This is a genomic window from Bacteroidales bacterium (genome assembly GCA_035647615.1).
Taxonomy (GTDB): Bacteria; Bacteroidota; Bacteroidia; order Bacteroidales; family 4484-276; genus SABY01.
This window is the reverse complement of record DASRND010000008.1, coordinates 1-15902: the sequence shown is the minus strand read 5'-3', so window position 1 is coordinate 15902 and position 15902 is coordinate 1. Positions and strand designations below refer to the sequence as shown.

13 protein-coding genes and 1 tRNA gene are annotated in these 15902 nt (G+C 44.3%); 6 read left to right on the top strand and 8 right to left on the bottom strand.

Annotation, left to right across the window (positions count from 1 at the left end; genetic code table 11):
• The first annotated feature begins 94 nt into the window (after window positions 1-94).
• Window positions 95-1324, top strand: a complete 1230-nt coding sequence (locus tag VFC92_03665; protein HZK07277.1) for an aldolase/citrate lyase family protein — start codon at window positions 95-97, stop codon at window positions 1322-1324.
• A 68-nt stretch (window positions 1325-1392) separates the two neighbouring features.
• A complete protein-coding gene (locus VFC92_03660; protein ID HZK07276.1) occupies window positions 1393-2955 on the top strand; it encodes a citrate lyase subunit alpha in 1563 nt (520 codons plus the stop codon).
• Window positions 2956-3290: 335 nt separating this feature from the next.
• On the opposite strand, the gene VFC92_03655 is transcribed toward VFC92_03660, so the two are convergent.
• The 7 genes from VFC92_03655 to VFC92_03625 form a co-directional block, all read right to left on the bottom strand.
• Window positions 3291-3584, bottom strand: coding sequence for an RNA-binding protein (locus VFC92_03655; protein ID HZK07275.1), 294 nt, complete (start codon window positions 3582-3584; stop codon window positions 3291-3293).
• 166 nt (window positions 3585-3750) lie between these two features.
• Window positions 3751-5319 (bottom strand): bifunctional GNAT family N-acetyltransferase/carbon-nitrogen hydrolase family protein, encoded by a 1569-nt coding sequence (locus tag VFC92_03650; GenBank protein HZK07274.1) that lies wholly within the window; start codon window positions 5317-5319, stop codon window positions 3751-3753.
• 117 nt (window positions 5320-5436) lie between these two features.
• A complete protein-coding gene (locus tag VFC92_03645; GenBank protein HZK07273.1) occupies window positions 5437-6357 on the bottom strand; it encodes a cation diffusion facilitator family transporter in 921 nt (306 codons plus the stop codon).
• A gap of 59 nt (window positions 6358-6416) precedes the next feature.
• Window positions 6417-6824, bottom strand: a complete 408-nt coding sequence (gene uraH / locus VFC92_03640; protein HZK07272.1) for a hydroxyisourate hydrolase — start codon at window positions 6822-6824, stop codon at window positions 6417-6419.
• A 141-nt stretch (window positions 6825-6965) separates the two neighbouring features.
• Entirely contained in the window at window positions 6966-8831 is a 1866-nt protein-coding gene (locus tag VFC92_03635) for an Nramp family divalent metal transporter (GenBank protein HZK07271.1), read from the bottom strand.
• Between the two features lie 61 nt (window positions 8832-8892).
• Window positions 8893-9396 (bottom strand): thioredoxin family protein, encoded by a 504-nt coding sequence (locus VFC92_03630; GenBank protein HZK07270.1) that lies wholly within the window; start codon window positions 9394-9396, stop codon window positions 8893-8895.
• A gap of 17 nt (window positions 9397-9413) precedes the next feature.
• Window positions 9414-11663: a TonB-dependent receptor gene (locus tag VFC92_03625; protein HZK07269.1), complete on the bottom strand. Its 2250-nt coding sequence runs from the start codon at window positions 11661-11663 to the stop codon at window positions 9414-9416.
• A gap of 187 nt (window positions 11664-11850) precedes the next feature.
• Between VFC92_03625 and VFC92_03620 the strand changes: the two genes are divergently transcribed.
• Window positions 11851-12516 carry a metal-dependent transcriptional regulator gene (locus tag VFC92_03620; protein HZK07268.1) on the top strand — a complete coding sequence of 222 codons (666 nt, stop codon included), beginning with the start codon at window positions 11851-11853 and terminating at the stop codon, window positions 12514-12516.
• A gap of 108 nt (window positions 12517-12624) precedes the next feature.
• On the opposite strand, the gene VFC92_03615 is transcribed toward VFC92_03620, so the two are convergent.
• Window positions 12625-12698 (bottom strand) — tRNA-Arg (locus VFC92_03615).
• A gap of 133 nt (window positions 12699-12831) precedes the next feature.
• Between VFC92_03615 and VFC92_03610 the strand changes: the two genes are divergently transcribed.
• The 3 genes from VFC92_03610 to VFC92_03600 all read left to right on the top strand — a co-directional run bounded on the left by VFC92_03610 (window position 12832) and on the right by VFC92_03600 (window position 15752).
• The gene (locus VFC92_03610; GenBank protein HZK07267.1) at window positions 12832-14136 is read left to right on the top strand and encodes a site-specific integrase; all 1305 of its coding nucleotides are present in this window, start codon (window positions 12832-12834) and stop codon (window positions 14134-14136) included.
• A 321-nt stretch (window positions 14137-14457) separates the two neighbouring features.
• On the top strand, window positions 14458-14724 hold the full coding sequence (locus VFC92_03605; protein HZK07266.1) for a helix-turn-helix domain-containing protein: 267 nt from the start codon (window positions 14458-14460) through the stop codon (window positions 14722-14724).
• Window positions 14721-15752: an AAA family ATPase gene (locus VFC92_03600; protein HZK07265.1), complete on the top strand. Its 1032-nt coding sequence runs from the start codon at window positions 14721-14723 to the stop codon at window positions 15750-15752. Before VFC92_03605 ends, VFC92_03600 begins: the two co-directional genes overlap by 4 nt.
• Window positions 15753-15902 lie beyond the last annotated feature (150 nt).

Genomic DNA, 15902 nt, shown 5'->3' with positions numbered 1-15902 from the left:
TGAGTTGTTTTACCACTATTTTAGAATAAATTTGCCGGCATACCCTTACATTTTTTTATTAATAAAAACAGAAATAAACACAGGGAGGTGAAAATTGGAGAATACCGCTACTGCCGGAAATAAAGGCAAAAGAGTACGTTCGGATTGTCATGTTACCATCCGGCTTACCAACTCAGGGGGCATCGATATCGAGCTCACCAGCAAAGTAAAATTTATGTTTGGCGCCGACATCACGTGCCGCATCCATGAGGTGCTTCATTTTTTTGATATCGAAAATGCGCATGTGGTGATGGAAGACAGTGGCGCCCTTCCATTCGTCATGGCTGCCCGACTCGAAGCTGCCGTAAAAAAACTTGTGACGAGCGAAAAGTCATTTCTTACCGAATACCTCGAAACCAATCGCTACGAAACCACCAAAGACCGCAATCGTTTTTCGAGGCTTTATCTGCCGGGTAATACACCCAGTCTGATGGTCAATGCCGGATTGCATCGACCCGACGGCCTCATCCTCGACCTGGAAGATGCGGTGGCTTTTGATAAAAAACACGAAGCCCGTTTCCTGGTGCGTAACGCCCTGAGGAGTCTCAACCTTTACGGCGCTGAAAAGATGGTGCGCATCAATCAGATTCCTGCCGGCCTCGAGGATTTGGATTATATCGTCCCACATGGTGTAAACCTGATCCTGGTACCCAAATGCGAAAGTGCCGAACAAATTCTGGCTGTCAACCGCCGCATTGCTGAGCTGAATAAGCTACACAATCTCAGCGCACCAATATGGCTCATGCCGATCATCGAAAGCGCGCTCGGCGTTATTAAATCGTATGAAATAGCTTCGTCTGCCGACAACATCGTGGCGATGGCCATCGGCCTCGAAGATTATACCGCCGACCTGGGCGTGCGCCGCACCAACGAAGCGACCGAATCGTTTTTTGCCCGCACTATGCTCGTCAACGCTTGTAAAGCTGCCCGCATCCAGGCCATCGATTCGGTGTTCTCTGATGTTGCTGATATGGAGGCTTTGCGTATAAATGTTCTTACCAGCAAAAGCCTTGGTTTTGATGGAATGGGATGCATCCACCCGCGTCAGATCAGAGTAATTCATGAAAATTTTGCACCCAACGAGGCTGAGATCGAAAGAGCCAAAAAAATTGTCAACGCCTTCATGGATGCCAGCGAAAAAGGACTTGGAGTGGTTTCGTTGGGAACGAAAATGATAGATGCCCCGGTGGTAAAGCGCGCACAGAAAGTCATCAATCTGGCCATCAGCCTGCAACTCATCAGTGCCGACTGGCGCAACGAGTTTCTTAAGCCGGCTGCAGAATAATTTTATTAAAGAAAAAGACCCGGAGTTAATCCCGGATTTTTATTTAAAATTTTAGCAAAACTGAAAAGATGAAAAAATACGATAAACTGGTTACCAATGCTGCCGGACGCGTGGTACCAACCTTTTTCAACGGCAAAGAACATACACCCTATATGGGTGTAGGAAAATACAAACCTACGGGTCGGAAATATGCACCACCCATCGCCACCTGCGCCGACTATCCGGACGATGGCGATAAGCGTGTGCCCACAATCAAGGATGCGCTGATACGCGCCGGAATCCGCGATGGGATGACCATCTCATCGCACCACCATTTTCGCAACGGCGACCTGATCGCAATGCAGGTTTTTGATGCAGCGCACGAGCTGGGCATCAAAGATCTGGTATGGTTTCCGTCGGCATCGTTTCCTTGTCAGGAAAAGATGATTCAATATCTCGAAGATGGCACAGTGCAGCGCATCGAAGGCAGCATGAACGGACCATTGGGCAAGTTTACCAGCGAAGGCGGTATGCGCGGCATGAGCGTGTTGCGCTCGCACGGCGGACGCTACCAGGCAGTGCAGGATGGCGACGTGCACATAGATATTTCCATCATTGCCGCTCCCACAGCGGATCCTTTCGGCAACGCCACCGGCGACCGCGGCCCCGCAGCCTGCGGACTGCTGGGATTTGCACTGGCTGATTCGCAATACGCTGACCGCGTTATCGTGGTCACCGACAACATCGTTCCTTTCCCGTGCATTCCGTGGCAGATTCATGGCAACTATGTCGATTTTGTGGTGGAGGTAGATAAAGTTGGCTTGCCCGAACGCATTATCTCCGGAACTACTGAGATCACCAAAAGCCCCGACAGGCTCCTGATAGCTGAGATGACCGCACAGTTTTGCGACGAGGCAGGCATCGTTCGTGATGGATTTTCGTACCAGGCCGGAGCCGGCGGCACTTCGCTCTCTATCGGAATTTATTTTGAACAGATGTTGCGTGAACGCAAAATTAAAGCGCGTTTTATTCGAGCCGGCAGCAACAAATACCCGGTAAAAATGCTCGAAGACGGGCTGGTGGATTATATCCTCGACGGCCAAACCTTCGACCTGGAGGGAGTGCGCTCCATGCGCGAAAATCCGGGCCATGTCAACACAAGCCCATTTACCAGCTACAACTACCACGGCAAAGGCAACTTTGCTTCGATGATTGATGTGGTGGTACTCGGCGCCACGGAAGTGGATGTGGACTTTAATGCCAACGTGGTGACCCACTCCGACGGCTATCTGCTGCACGGCATCGGTGGCTGGCAAAACTGTCTCTTCAGCAAATGCACCATCCTGCCAATCCCGCTTTTCCGCGACCGCATGCCGGTAATCGTCGACAAGGTTACAACCTTATGCGGCCCCGGCGAACTTATCGACGTGATCGTTACCGAACGCGGCATTGCCATCAACCCGCTACGAAAGGATCTGATAGAGAAACTTAAGGATTCGAAACTTCCTATTAAGACCATCGATGAGCTTAAAGAAGAAGCTGAAACAATTTGCGGTAAGCCCGAAAAACCCCAGCTTTCTGATGAGATTATTTCAGTGATAAAATGGGTTGACGGAACCGTGATTGACTCCGTAAGAAAAGTAATCATTTAAGGATATTTACATTAAAATACAGATGAAGCCTCCGGAAATTTCGGAGGCTTTTTTATTGAAAATAAGGTTTTAAAACAGAAATGGAATTATAAAAAGTTTCTGTGTACAGAAACTTTTGCTTCTATTTTCTGACCATCTTAAACCTAACCGTAAGTTTTAGATGTTTGATATTCTGTGTCCCGTTCCGCTTTTTATCTTTATTTTATGTAATCCATTACAGAAAATGTCAGGATTACTTGTAATCCATTACATAAAACATTGGATTTTTATATTAAAAGAAAAAGCGAACCTTCCACTAAAGGAAGATTCGCTTTTTTGTGTTTTCCACACCTGAATTAGTACCTGTCATCGCGAGGAGGACGACGGTTGCTAAAGCGTGGCGCTTGCGGTTTTTCTTCCGAAACTTTCACTACCAGATTTCGGCCTTCTACTTCAGCCTCATTGAGCTGGCCGATGGCTTCGCTGGCTTCGTCGTCGTTTTTCATCTCAACAAAACCAAAACCTTTGGAGCGGCCGGTAGCTTTGTCGGTGATAATGCGGGCAGATTCCACCTGGCCATAGGCTTCGAAAAGCTCACGAAGAGAATCTTCGCGGTACCTGAAACTCAGGTTAGCAACAAAAATGTTCATAATAACTTTTGGTAAAAAATAAATAAAAAAAGGACAACAAACAGAAGATGAAAGAGGCGCTTGAATCATAGGTGTTTGGCTACAACTATGGCCGGAACCAGCTTTACATTATTTTTCTGCGGCAGCAAAATTAAACAAAAACATATCTGCTGGTTAAAAACATTTTTTAAAGCAACTTATACCCAGGATTTTTGCGGGAGACGCACCTATTTTTCTTCCATACAACTTCATAGAGGTCTTTGCGACGGTCTTTGAGCGTATGGACGGTGCCGTTGTGGTGCAAGTCTTTGAGTAGGTTCAGATCCACGTCCACAATCAGCGTCATCTCGGTGTTGGGTGTTGCCTCGCTTTTGATAGCGTTGGTGGGAAATGCAAAATCGGAAGGCGTGAATACCGCCGACTGCGCATACTGGATATCCATGTTGTTGACACGCGGCAGGTTGCCCACACATCCGGCAATGGCCACGTAACATTCGTTTTCGACAGCTCGCGCCTGTGCACAACGACGCACGCGGCTGTAGCCATTTTGTGTGTCGGTGAGAAACGGAACAAAAAGTATCTGCATTCCTTGATCGGCATAGATGCGGATAAGCTCCGGAAACTCCACGTCGTAGCAGATGGCGATGCCAATTTTTCCGCTGTCGGTATCGAACACGCGGATGTCGCTGCCGCCCGACATTCCCCAGGTCTCCGATTCGTTGGGGGTAATGTGTACTTTTTTAAACGATTCCCAGGAGCCATCGCGCCGGCAGAGGTATGAGATGTTGTAGAGTTTATCGTTTTCCATCACAGGCATGCTTCCGGTGATGATATTTACGTTGTAGCTGATAGAAAAATCGACAAATTTCTGGCGCAGTGGCTCGGTATATTCGGCCAGCTTGCGGATGGCTGCGGCTTCGCCCAAGTGGTTGAACCCCGACATGAGCGGTGCGTTGAAAAACTCAGGAAAAAGGATGAAGTCGGCATGATAACCGCTAACGGCATCGATAAAAAATTCGCTTTGTTCGAGCAGGTGATCAAAGGTGGCGAAATTACGCATCTGCCATTGAACCAGACCGAGGCGCACCACGGGATGCATTTTGTTGATCAGGGTTTCTTTTTCCTGATAATAAATATTGTTCCATTCGAGCAGCGTGGCGAATTCCATCGATTGCTCATCGTCGGCCAGGTAGTTTTTCAGGATTTTTTTTACATGAAAATTGTTCGACAACTGAAAGGTAAGCGCCGGATCGTAGATTTCTTTATTGCTCACCTTATTAATGTATTGCCGCGGGTTCAATTCGTCGGCATATTTGCTATAGTTGGGAATGCGACCTCCCGCCATAATAGAGCGAAGGTTCAGATTCTCACAAAGCTCCTTGCGCACGTCGTAGAGGCGGCGTCCAAGCCGCATGCCGCGGTAGTCGGGGTGCACAAATAGTTCGATTCCATAAAGCACATCGCCGTCAGGATCGTGTGTGGTAAAAGTATCGTTGGCGGTAATCTGGTGGTAAGTATGGTTGTCGCCAAACCTGGAATAATCGATGATGATGGACAAGGCAAGCGCTACCACTTTATTATTTACAGCAATGCAAAGTTGTCCTTCCGGAAACACATCGAGCAGCCGGCTTATGTCGCGGCGTTCCCAATAATCATCAGTGGAGTCGGAGTATGCCTCCTCCATTGCTTGGCGCAAATCGTGGTAATCTTCGAGTTTCAGGTGGCGGGCTTCAATAATCAATTCTTTACTCAGCATGGGGTCTCTTTATCAATAAAAAAAATCTGTGAATGCAAAACAAACACAGCTGCTGTGATATTGTTTGGGCGTTAGATATGGTATTACGGCAACCTGATAATGTAATAGAATTGGTTTTTAGGGTTTCAGCTCTTCCGATAAAGTTCCGGCTTCGATGTAAATGCGCTTAATTTCGGGATAGCTTCGGTGGATGTTGTCTTCGAGGCGTTGAATGGTTTCGGTAAGTTCGCTGCTGCTTAGCTTGTGTACAAATTGAACATCCAGCGCAAGCAAGACGTCGTTGGGCGCCATGTGCATGGTTAGCGGGCGACGCAATGTGTCCACATTTTTATCTTGTTTTACAATTTTTATAATGTCATCGATAATGTATGGCTGCATGCTTTCACCAATCAGCAGATTCCGGCTTTCGATGGTGAGAAGCACCGCCACAAAAGCCAGCAACAAACCGATAATGATGGAAGCCAGACCATCGGCAAGTGGGAAATTGTAATGACTGCCAACAAACACGCCTGCTGCTGCGATGACCAGACCGCCCAGGGCGGCCGCATCTTCATAAATCACAACAAAATGACTTGGGTCTTTGCTGAGGTGGAGCCTTTTCAGGAAACTGCCTTTGACACTAATATCTTTATTAAAACTACGAACAGCTATTAAAAACGAGGCGCCTTCGAACAGGATAGCTCCGCCCAGCACGGCATAGTTCCAAACCAGATTGGTGATTTGCTGGGGATGCTGTATGTGCTTGATGCCTTCATAAATAGACATGCCGCCACCCAAGCCAAAAATGAGAATTGACACGATCAGCGACCAGAAATAAATCTCTTTGCCATGCCCGAAAGGATGCGCATGGTCAGGCGGCTTTTGGCTGCGGCGCAGGCCCAATAGCAAAAGCAGCTGATTGGTCGAATCCACCGTACTGTGAATTCCTTCGGAAAGCATGGCCGAGCTGCCTGTGAAACTTGCTGCCACAAACTTCATTGCAGCAATGGCGATATTTGCCGCAAGGGCACCATAAATCGAGATGTTCTTGTGTGCCATGTTCTGCTATTTTATTACACAAATTGTTTCTGTATTCCTGCGGCTGCTTATGATTTCGATCAATTTCCCCTGTAGGTAGAATATCCAAAGGCAGATAGCGTGATGGGCACATGGTAGTGGTTGGTGTCGCTAATTTCGAAAACTACCTCAATGAAGGGATAAAAGGTTTTGATGTCATTTTTTTTGAAGTAGTCGCTGGTGAGAAAGATCAATTTATAAATGCCCTGGTTTGCATTTTCGGTGCTCAGGAAGTCGTTGATTCTTCCATTTTTATCAGTTCTCTTTTCATCAACAAACGACCAGATGTTGGTTTGCTCATTTAGTTTTTCCAGTCTAATACTAACATCCCTTGCGGGTTGCCCTGTGGTTATGTCAAGAATGTGGCTGGATAACTGATGATTCTGTGCCTGGGCAAAAGCGATTGTAAAGGTCAGGATAAAAGCCAGAGTAAAGGTTAGATGCTTCATTTTGATGCTTTATATAAATAAATAGGAATTAGTAGAAATATGTTCAAATTTCCAACTGTTTCAACAGAACACAAGGCAATGTTGTTTTGGTTGCTGTGGTATTATTCTGCGTGTTATCTTCCGTGGGTCAAAGAAGTTTTATCAATTGATAATAAGAACCGGGATTTTTATTTTGTGTCTCACCGCCTCCACAGTGGTGCCAAAGATGAGGTCTTTCATTCCTTTGTGTCCATGGGCGCCCATCACCAGCAGGTCGATATCTTTAGCAGCCACAATTTTGGCAATTTCAAGAGGCGGGTTTCCAAAACCTATCTCTATGCCGGCGTCGTAACCCATTTCGATAAGTTTGTCCTGGTATAGCTTCAGGTTTGCCTCATCCTGTTGCGTTTCATGATCCTGGCTGTTGGTTCCCAGGTAGTGGGCTGCAGCACTTTCCACCACATGTATCAGCGTATAACTGGCCGACTTATCGCCTTGCTTTAAAGCATTTTGGATGACCTTCTGGTCATTGCCCGAAAAATCGATGGTGATACCAATGTGGACATAATTTTTTAGGCGCATGCTTTCAGAAAATGTTTTGGCCACTCCATGAGGTACATGGGTTCCGGTTTCTTTGGCTTTCGCCAAAAAAGGATGAATGAAAACATACACCAAAAGCGCCAGACAAGCCACGGCTAGAGGGACTACGATAAGATAAATTAATAATCCGTGGTTGGCAGATTGTTTTATCCAGGTATTAATTTCATCAATTACCAGTTGGATGTTCAAATAAACAATGATGGCAGCGGTAAGCCACGCCAAAACCTTTACCCACGGCTTGATGGCGAAACCTTTCATCAATTTTTTGTCGGAGTTGAAATGGATCAGCGGGATGACAGCGAAGCCAAGTTGAAGGCTTAGCACCACCTGGCTTAGAACCAGTAGCTGTCCCAACGCTTCACTCCCAAAATGAATGAGTGTAAACAACGCTGGTAAGATGGCCAGGAGACGCGTGATCAATCGCCGGAGCCACGGTTGAATTCTCAGATTGAGATGTCCTTCCATTACAATTTGCCCGGCGAGTGTACCTGTGATAGTAGAGCTTTGCCCGGCTGCAATAAGTGCCACAGCAAAAAAGGCAGGCGCTGCTTTGCCAAACAGATTTTCCAGCAACTCAGAAGCATCCTGGATTTCGGCTACATTAAAATATCCATTAACATAAAAAGCGGCTGCCGCCAGAACCAATATGGCTGCATTAACAAAAAAAGCAAGATTGAGTGCAATGAATGTGTCGATGAAATTGAACTTGATGGCCGCCCGTAATCCTTTAAAGGTACGGTCGATTTTTCGGGTTTGGACCAATGAAGAATGCAGATACAGATTGTGCGGCATCACCGTGGCGCCAATGATTCCTATGGCAATATAAAGAGATTGCCCGCTTAGCTCCGATGGAACGAGCCCTTTCACCACATCGCCATAAACAGGGCTAACGATAAGCATTTCGGCTACAAAAGAGATCCCGATAATCGACACCATCGAAATGATAAAAAGCTCCATGGTGCGCATCCCCTTTTTGAGCAAAAATAACAGAAGAATAGTATCCAAAGCAGTGATGCTCACACCCCAGATAAGTGGAAGTCCAAATAACAAACTAAGCCCGATGGCCATGCCTACAATCTCGGCGAGGTCGCAGGCGGCAATGGCTATTTCGGCTAAAATGTATAAGGGAATGTTTGCCCATTTGGGATATGCGTGTTTGGATGCCTGCGCCAGATCGAGCCCCCTGACGATGCCAAGCCTTGCACTCAACGACTGCAGGATCAGCGCCATGAGATTGGACATTAGCAGCACCCATATCAATTTATAGCCAAACGCCGAGCCGCCGGCAATATCGGTGGCCCAGTTGCCCGGATCCATGTAGCCCACACTTACCAGATAAGCAGGCCCCAAAAATGCCAGAATCTTGCGCCAGCCTTTTTTGTCGGTGCGCACTGTCGAATGTACCTCGCTTAACGATTCTGAGTGCATAAGTTTTTAAAAAAAAGAATTTTAATGAAACCTGCGAAATTGTAGCGATTTTCTACTCAGCTCATTCGTTTTGTAATATCCCGGTCATTTGTTCAGCATTCAGATATTGAAAATAACGTGCGGTGGCTTCAAACTTTTCATTCATCAGCACCAGGGCAGGCAACGAAAAGGGCTTGTCGCTCCGGCTCGCCATCAGCAAAGCAATCTGATGCACAGGGTTGCGCTTCTTAATCCTTTCGTTCACAAAAATCTGATCGCCAAAAGTAATCGTATCGTGGGTTTCTACATTCATTTTCACCGCATAATAATCTCTGTTTAGAATGGCGGCAACCGTTGTATCCTGAAAAGCAACTTTCTCCATTTTGCGACAGGAAGCACACCAGTCAGCATAAAAGTGAATAAAAACCTTTTTAGGCTTCACTTTCAGCGAGTCATCGAGTTGCTCAAAAGTAAGCCAGCGCACCGAATTGGATTGCTGTGCAAAAACATCATGGCTTCCCAAAAATATGAGCAGCCACAGCGCCATAAAAATGATGTTTATTTTATTAAAAGCTAAATTAATCATGTGCTAAAAAGCCTTTGCTACAATGATTTAAGGCGCAAGCCTACAAAAAAAGTTCTTGGCATACCCGGCCCATAGACGTAATTGCTATCCCGGTTTTTGCTCACATCGAAGTCGTCCTGATAAGAATCGAAAATATTTTTGACCCCACCAAAAAGTTCTAGGCCGGTTTTTAGTTTTTCCCAGGCAAAGGTATGTCCCACTCTTACTCCAACCTCGGTAAATGCAGGTGTTGTGAAGTAAACATCTTCGCCCTGGCCGGTGCCTTCGCCACCAACGTGTGCTATTTCCATAGTTCCGGTGTAAATGATGTTGGTGCTAGCCGACCAGTACTTTGTAGGTGTGTAAGTTAACACAGCAAAACCATATTCGTTGGGTGTGCGCAAAAACTCACGGCGAGCAGGCAGATATTCGATGTTTTTCACAGCCTCGTCGTACAAGCTCGATTGGATGGTGAAGCCTGCACTGACCTCAATAATATAATCAAAATTTGCCCTGGCCTCTATAGTGATTCCCTTTACGGTCGCACCTTTGCCGTTTCTTTTTTCAAAACGTTCGCCAAATTCATCTTCTCCTAAAGGGAACTGAAAAAATGCGTCATTTAAAGTAGTATAAAACCCTTCCAGCGTAAAGCCTGCAATAAAGTTCCGGGTTGCTTTGTCGTAATTCAACGAAGCGGTAAAGCTGTTAGAACGTTCTTCTTTTAAATCGTCAGCCAGCGTTATGCGAGAAACTCCGCCGCCGGCAAAAGCGATGTGCAAATCAGCATCAAAAGCCTGAGGAGCCCTAAATCCGGTGCCCCAGCCTAATCTGAACTGTGTGTTTTCTTTTAGTTTATACAAAACCGATAGCCTCGGGCTAACAATTACTTTGTCGAGAAGATTGTGCTTGTCGAGCCTGGCGCCGGCGAGTAAATTTAGCTGAGGGATGATGTCCCAATCATGCTGAGCGAAAATTCCTAAATCTGTTGTCGTCTGATCGATGAGGTAGTTGTAGGGTTTGATCTCATCAAAAACATTGTCGTACACATATTCCGCTCCGACGGTCAAGACGGCCCTTCCACCTATAAAATTATCAAAAAGGCTATTGAGCTGCACGCCACCCTGATGGGTAATTACATCGGAAACGCCATAAGGCGGATCGGCTACAAACGCTGCAAACTCATCCTCATCATCGGGAGTAATCCCTGTGTAGTGCACACGATCGGTTTTTTGCCCACCGTAGTAAACGGAGAAAGTGTTCTTATTGTCGTTAAAATCGATTTGATAATCAAAGCTACCCATCAATACATTGTGGGTTCTTTCTTCTGATTGCTGTGCAAGATAAGCAGGACCTTCAACCATTTCGCCACCGTAACGATATTCGTAAATACTACTCAGACTCAACGATAGCTTTTGATTTTCGGAGGGCAGATAAAACAGATTGGCGCCAAAAGAATTGTCTTTTAGCTTTGGAAGTTCCGAGAAATTGTCGCCATTGGCATCATAAGCCTGCCTGTTTCTATTGTTAACAAAAAAAGTAGCGCCTGCATTTTCTTTTTTGTTAATCAGCGTAGCATTGGCAGATATAATATTGTCAGAAGCTTCACCCTTTATGCTTTGGTATGTGTTGGTGATGTTGTAACTGTTTTCCCGCGGGATGCTAGTGATTATATTTACTGTGCCGCCGATAGCGCTCGAACCATACAAAGCAGAAACGCCTCCACGCACCACTTCGATGCGTTCGATCATATTGGCCGGTATTTGCTCCAGGCCATAAAGACCGGTCAATGGGCTGAAAATTGGACGACTATTTATCAATATCTGTGAGTACCCGCCCTGCAGCCCATTAATCCGGAGCTGACTGTAGTTACAGGTCTGGCAGTCGGTTTCCACTCGTAAGCCAGGCTGCAGTTTCAGACCTTCGGATAAGTTGACGGCCACCACCTGGTCAAGTTGTTTACTGTCGATCAGATTTACAATAACCGGCGAATCGGTAAGCCTTTTGGATGTTCGGGTGCCGGTTACCACCACTTCGTCGAGGTGGTGGTGCTCTTCTCTTAATGTTACTTCCATATTAATCTCCCCACCTGACGGCACATCCACCTCTGTATTATAAATTTTAAAACCCAAAGAACTTACGCTAAGCGACTGTCTGCCTGCTGGTACTTCCTTCAATGTGAAACGGCCATTTGCATCTGCGGAAACACCTATTTGTGTATCCATTATTTGTACGCTGGCAAAGGGAATTGGCTCGCTGTTTCTGTTTGAAGTAATTTTTCCGGTTATCATCCCGGTCTGGGCAAAGACTGGCGAACATCCAATTATTGTTATGATAGTGAGTAATATTATCCTTTTCATCGAGAGGCTATTTTGTTTGTTTCATCTGCTATTAGAGCTGCAAAAATAATATGTTTGATTAATCTAACATAATTATTAACAACTTTTTGTATTTTTGTCCGCACAAATGAAAAAGAGAATGGCTTCACATACAGAGGAAAATTACCTGAAAGCTATTATGAACCTGGCGGACGTGGAAGGCGAGGTAAGTATTTCCGGGCTTAGCGCCTTACTTCAGGTGAGCAAGCCTACGGCCAACAGCATGATAAAAAACCTTGAAAGGCAAGGGCTAGTCAATTATGAGAAATACAAACCCCTTTCGCTTACCCAAAAGGGAAAAACAGCGGCTGCCCTGGTAGTGCGCAAGCACCGCCTTACAGAGAGGTTCCTGGTCGAAAGAATGGGATTTGGCTGGGAAGAGGTGCATGAGATTGCAGAACAGGTGGAGCATATCAATTCCGTCAAATTTTTTGAACGAATGGATGAACTTTTGGGATATCCGGGTATCGACCCGCACGGATCACCAATCCCCGACAGCACAGGGCAACTGGCAGAACAGCATTATAAACCGCTGAGCACAGGCAAGCCTGGCGACAAACTAATCCTGAAAGCTCTGATGCATTCCAACAGAGATTTTTTAGAATTTTTGAATAGCCGCAATTTAAAGCTGGGAACGGCTCTTGAAGTTATTTCCAAAGAAGCTTTCGACGGAACCATGGTGGTGTGCTACGAAAATTATCCCTCAGAAACACTCAGCGTGAGTGTGTGCGAGCGTCTTTTGGTGGAAAAGATGGGAGAGGGGTGAGGATGCAGTTGACGCAAGACGCTTCGGCAGCCAGCGGGATCGAATTAAATAGTTTTTATTCCTAAATAAAAAAAGCAGCTACATTTTATTTGTAACTGCTTCTTCGTTTGGTGACTCCGCAGGGATTCGAACCCCGAACCTCCTGATCCGTAGTCAGTAAATTCACTATTTGTTTATTAGTCATTACTCTATTAATACATTGATATTGAGTTGTTAAAAAGATTTATTTTATTGTTGTTTCGTGTTCAATAGTGTTTATTTATTACTTTTGTGTGCGGAACTGTGTGCGGAATTGGCTACTAAATCTTTTAACTTATGAAAAACAAAAAAGCAATTTTTTCGATTTATCTCGAAACCCGGGATCCAAAAGTAGATAACTTCATTCCTGTAAAAGTGCGCGTGAGTTACAAACGCAAACGGAAATACTTTGCAATTCGTCCGCAGGAAATAAATAAAATTTTGGAGCAAAAGGGTATTGGTGAGTTTATTTATGAAGGTTTTGGCGAGTTTGCGATCAGCCCAGACGTTATAAAAAAAACGTTTAAGGATAAACCAGGTGGAAAATTTAGGCTTTTAAAAGATACGCTCGAAGGTATTCGAAGTGATGCAGAACAAAAGGCGGAAACTCTGACGTTTTTCAGCCTTGAAAATTACCAGGATATTTACTGGAAGGTTAAGACCGAAACGGATAGCGACCTTCTGAAAAATTATGAGCTATACATTTTAAAACTGAAGGATGAAAAGCGAGAAAGCACAGCACAGGCTTACCAATGTTCATTCATATCTTTAAAGAAGTTTTACCAAAAAAAGAAACTACCATACGGAAACTTGACGGTGGAATTTTTAAACAGATATGAAAATTGGATGACAGAGGAACAGGGAAACGGACTTACTACCGTTGGGATTTACATGCGACAATTAAGAACAATATTTAACCAAAGACCTGAAAGCTTAAAAGAAATACCTTCACCATTTGGAGAAAAGAAATATGAAATACCAAAAGGGAAAGGTCGCAAAATCGCATTAAGTTTTGATGAACTTAGAAAGGTAATGGAATATTCACCCAAACCCGAATTTGAGGAACTTTATTATGATTCTTGGATACTTCAATATTTTTTGAATGGTATCAATGTGACCGACTTGCTTCTGTTACGCTACAAAAACATGCAAAATGGATTTATGGAATTTGTAAGGCATAAAACCCGAAGAACCAAAAAACAGCAGGAACCTATCAGGATTCCAATTTCACCGGCGACGCAAAAAATCATTAATAAATATTGTCAGAAAAAGCAAAATGAAGAAACGCTTATCTTTAATATTTTAAATGATGAAATGACTGAATTACAAAAACTTAAAGCCATTAAATACCATGCTTCGATGACATCAAAAACGATGAAAAGGATTGCCGCCAAATTAGAGCTTGATAACGATATTGCAAGTAAAATTTCATCTTATTCAAGCCGACATACTTTTGCCAGCGTACTAATGAAAAAGAATGCACCAGTAAGCTACATTCAAAAACAGTTGGGTCATGTAAGCCTGGATACAACAGCCAGCTATTTAGGTAGTTTTGAGGATGAACACTTGCAGGAATGGCAAAATAAATTGACTGAATTTTAAGCGAAAAGCGGACAAATGTTAAAAATATAGTTAATAAAAGTTAATAAAGTGGGTACAAACCCCCCCTTAATTTGGAGCAACGCTTATTGAAACGTTAAATAATACGTTAAATTAAGTTAAATAACCCGTGACAAAACCCCCCTAAATTTGGGATTGATTTTAATTATAAAACATTGATGTTTAATTACTTGTAATTAATTTGTTTATCTATTTATTACTAATGTATTGACAAACAGGCATTAATGATGCTCTTTTTTTTGTCCTTTTTTATTATTCCGTTTCGCCGCTCCTTTGTCGCAGATAATTTTAAAACGCGACAAAATGCAAAACATCTTAATTCAAATTAACAGAACCGATCTTAAAGACCTGGTGACGTCGGCCATTAGCGACTATTTCGCTAACAACGGCCATCCTGCGGCAAAGGAAACTATCTTAATGACCATTGCAGAAGCTGCCAGTTTTCTGAATTGCGCCATCCCAACGATTTATGCCAAAGTGAGCAAACGCCAAATTCCTTTCCACAAGCAAGGGAAAAGACTGTATTTCAATAAAAAAGAGTTGATCGACTGGATACAGCAGCCCAAATGAGTAAGTTAGCAACCAACACAGCAGCCACCAGGCCAATGTTTATTAACATGCCAGTTATCCGAACGGCTAAACAACGACTTGAAGCCGCCCGGAATTTGCCGCCGATTAAGAAGCTATTTGGTGAAATCTGGCAAAACGGTGAACTCCATTTGCTTTTTGCTGATACCGGCGCAGGCAAATCAATAATGGCCGTACAAATTGCAGATGCCATATCAAAAGGTTTGAAGGCACTCCCGTTGCTCGAAAATGAAAATGAACCGTCCATTGTTTTGTACCATGATTATGAGTTAAGCGACCGGCAATTTTTTCAAAGATATTCAGACGAAGCCGGAAACACTTTTGATTTTTCCGAAAATTTGAGAATTGATAATGTAGATTTTGCTTTGATGATGTCGGAAAATCCCGAAATACAGTTTGTTGAACTTTTGCAGGAAAAAATAAAAAGCGATGTCGAAGGGTCAAAATTAGCGTATCCCGGAAAGGATATTGTTTTAATCGTCGATAACATTTCCTATTTGCACACACAAAGCACAATCGACCAACAAATTGCCTTGTCGATTATGCGTTTTCTCGATGGCCTCAAACGTGAATTTGGAATTTCTATCCTGGTAGTTGCGCACACGCCGAAAATTGATTTAAACACGCCTCTACACCTAAACCACCTCGCAGGAAGCAAAGCATTGTCAAACTTTGCTGATGGTGTTTCTGCCATTGGTAAATCCAATGCTGGCATAAATTTCCGGTACTTAAAACAGGTTAAACCATCTCGCAACGGGCAGATGGTATATGACCGTGATAATGTCATAGCCCTGGAGCTTGTAAAACAGGATTGTTCTTTACACTTTATTTTTTCCGGCGTCGGGCCTGAAACAGATCACCTATCATTGCCGGAATCCACAACCAAAGACGATCGCAAAATGCAGGCACTCGAAATGCACGGACTCGGCAAATCCTTGCAGGAAATTTCTGAATCTCTAAACGTGGGAAAAACGACCGTACACCGCTGGATTAAAAATGCAAAAGGATGAAAAAGCAAATAGCCACCGGAACGAATGGAACGAATGGAACGATCGGAACGAATGGAACGATCGGAACAAACGGAACGATGGAACGAATTTTTAAATCTTTTACAAAGTGGAACGACCGGAACGCTCTGTTACTATCTGTATATCAATTAT

Excerpts from the sequence above, each read along its gene's own strand:
- VFC92_03660 (HZK07276.1), top strand. The coding sequence starts at position 1,393 with ATGAAAAAATACGATAAACTGGTTACCAATGCTGCCGGACGCGTGGTA.
- VFC92_03655 (HZK07275.1), bottom strand. The coding sequence starts at position 3,584 with ATGAACATTTTTGTTGCTAACCTGAGTTTCAGGTACCGCGAAGATTCT.
- VFC92_03650 (HZK07274.1), bottom strand. The coding sequence starts at position 5,319 with ATGCTGAGTAAAGAATTGATTATTGAAGCCCGCCACCTGAAACTCGAA.
- VFC92_03645 (HZK07273.1), bottom strand. The coding sequence starts at position 6,357 with ATGGCACACAAGAACATCTCGATTTATGGTGCCCTTGCGGCAAATATC.
- uraH (HZK07272.1), bottom strand. The coding sequence starts at position 6,824 with ATGAAGCATCTAACCTTTACTCTGGCTTTTATCCTGACCTTTACAATC.
- VFC92_03635 (HZK07271.1), bottom strand. The coding sequence starts at position 8,831 with ATGCACTCAGAATCGTTAAGCGAGGTACATTCGACAGTGCGCACCGAC.
- VFC92_03630 (HZK07270.1), bottom strand. The coding sequence starts at position 9,396 with ATGATTAATTTAGCTTTTAATAAAATAAACATCATTTTTATGGCGCTG.
- VFC92_03625 (HZK07269.1), bottom strand. The coding sequence starts at position 11,663 with ATGATAACCGGAAAAATTACTTCAAACAGAAACAGCGAGCCAATTCCC.
- VFC92_03620 (HZK07268.1), top strand. The coding sequence starts at position 11,851 with ATGGCTTCACATACAGAGGAAAATTACCTGAAAGCTATTATGAACCTG.
- VFC92_03610 (HZK07267.1), top strand. The coding sequence starts at position 12,832 with ATGAAAAACAAAAAAGCAATTTTTTCGATTTATCTCGAAACCCGGGAT.
- VFC92_03605 (HZK07266.1), top strand. The coding sequence starts at position 14,458 with ATGCAAAACATCTTAATTCAAATTAACAGAACCGATCTTAAAGACCTG.
- VFC92_03600 (HZK07265.1), top strand. The coding sequence starts at position 14,721 with ATGAGTAAGTTAGCAACCAACACAGCAGCCACCAGGCCAATGTTTATT.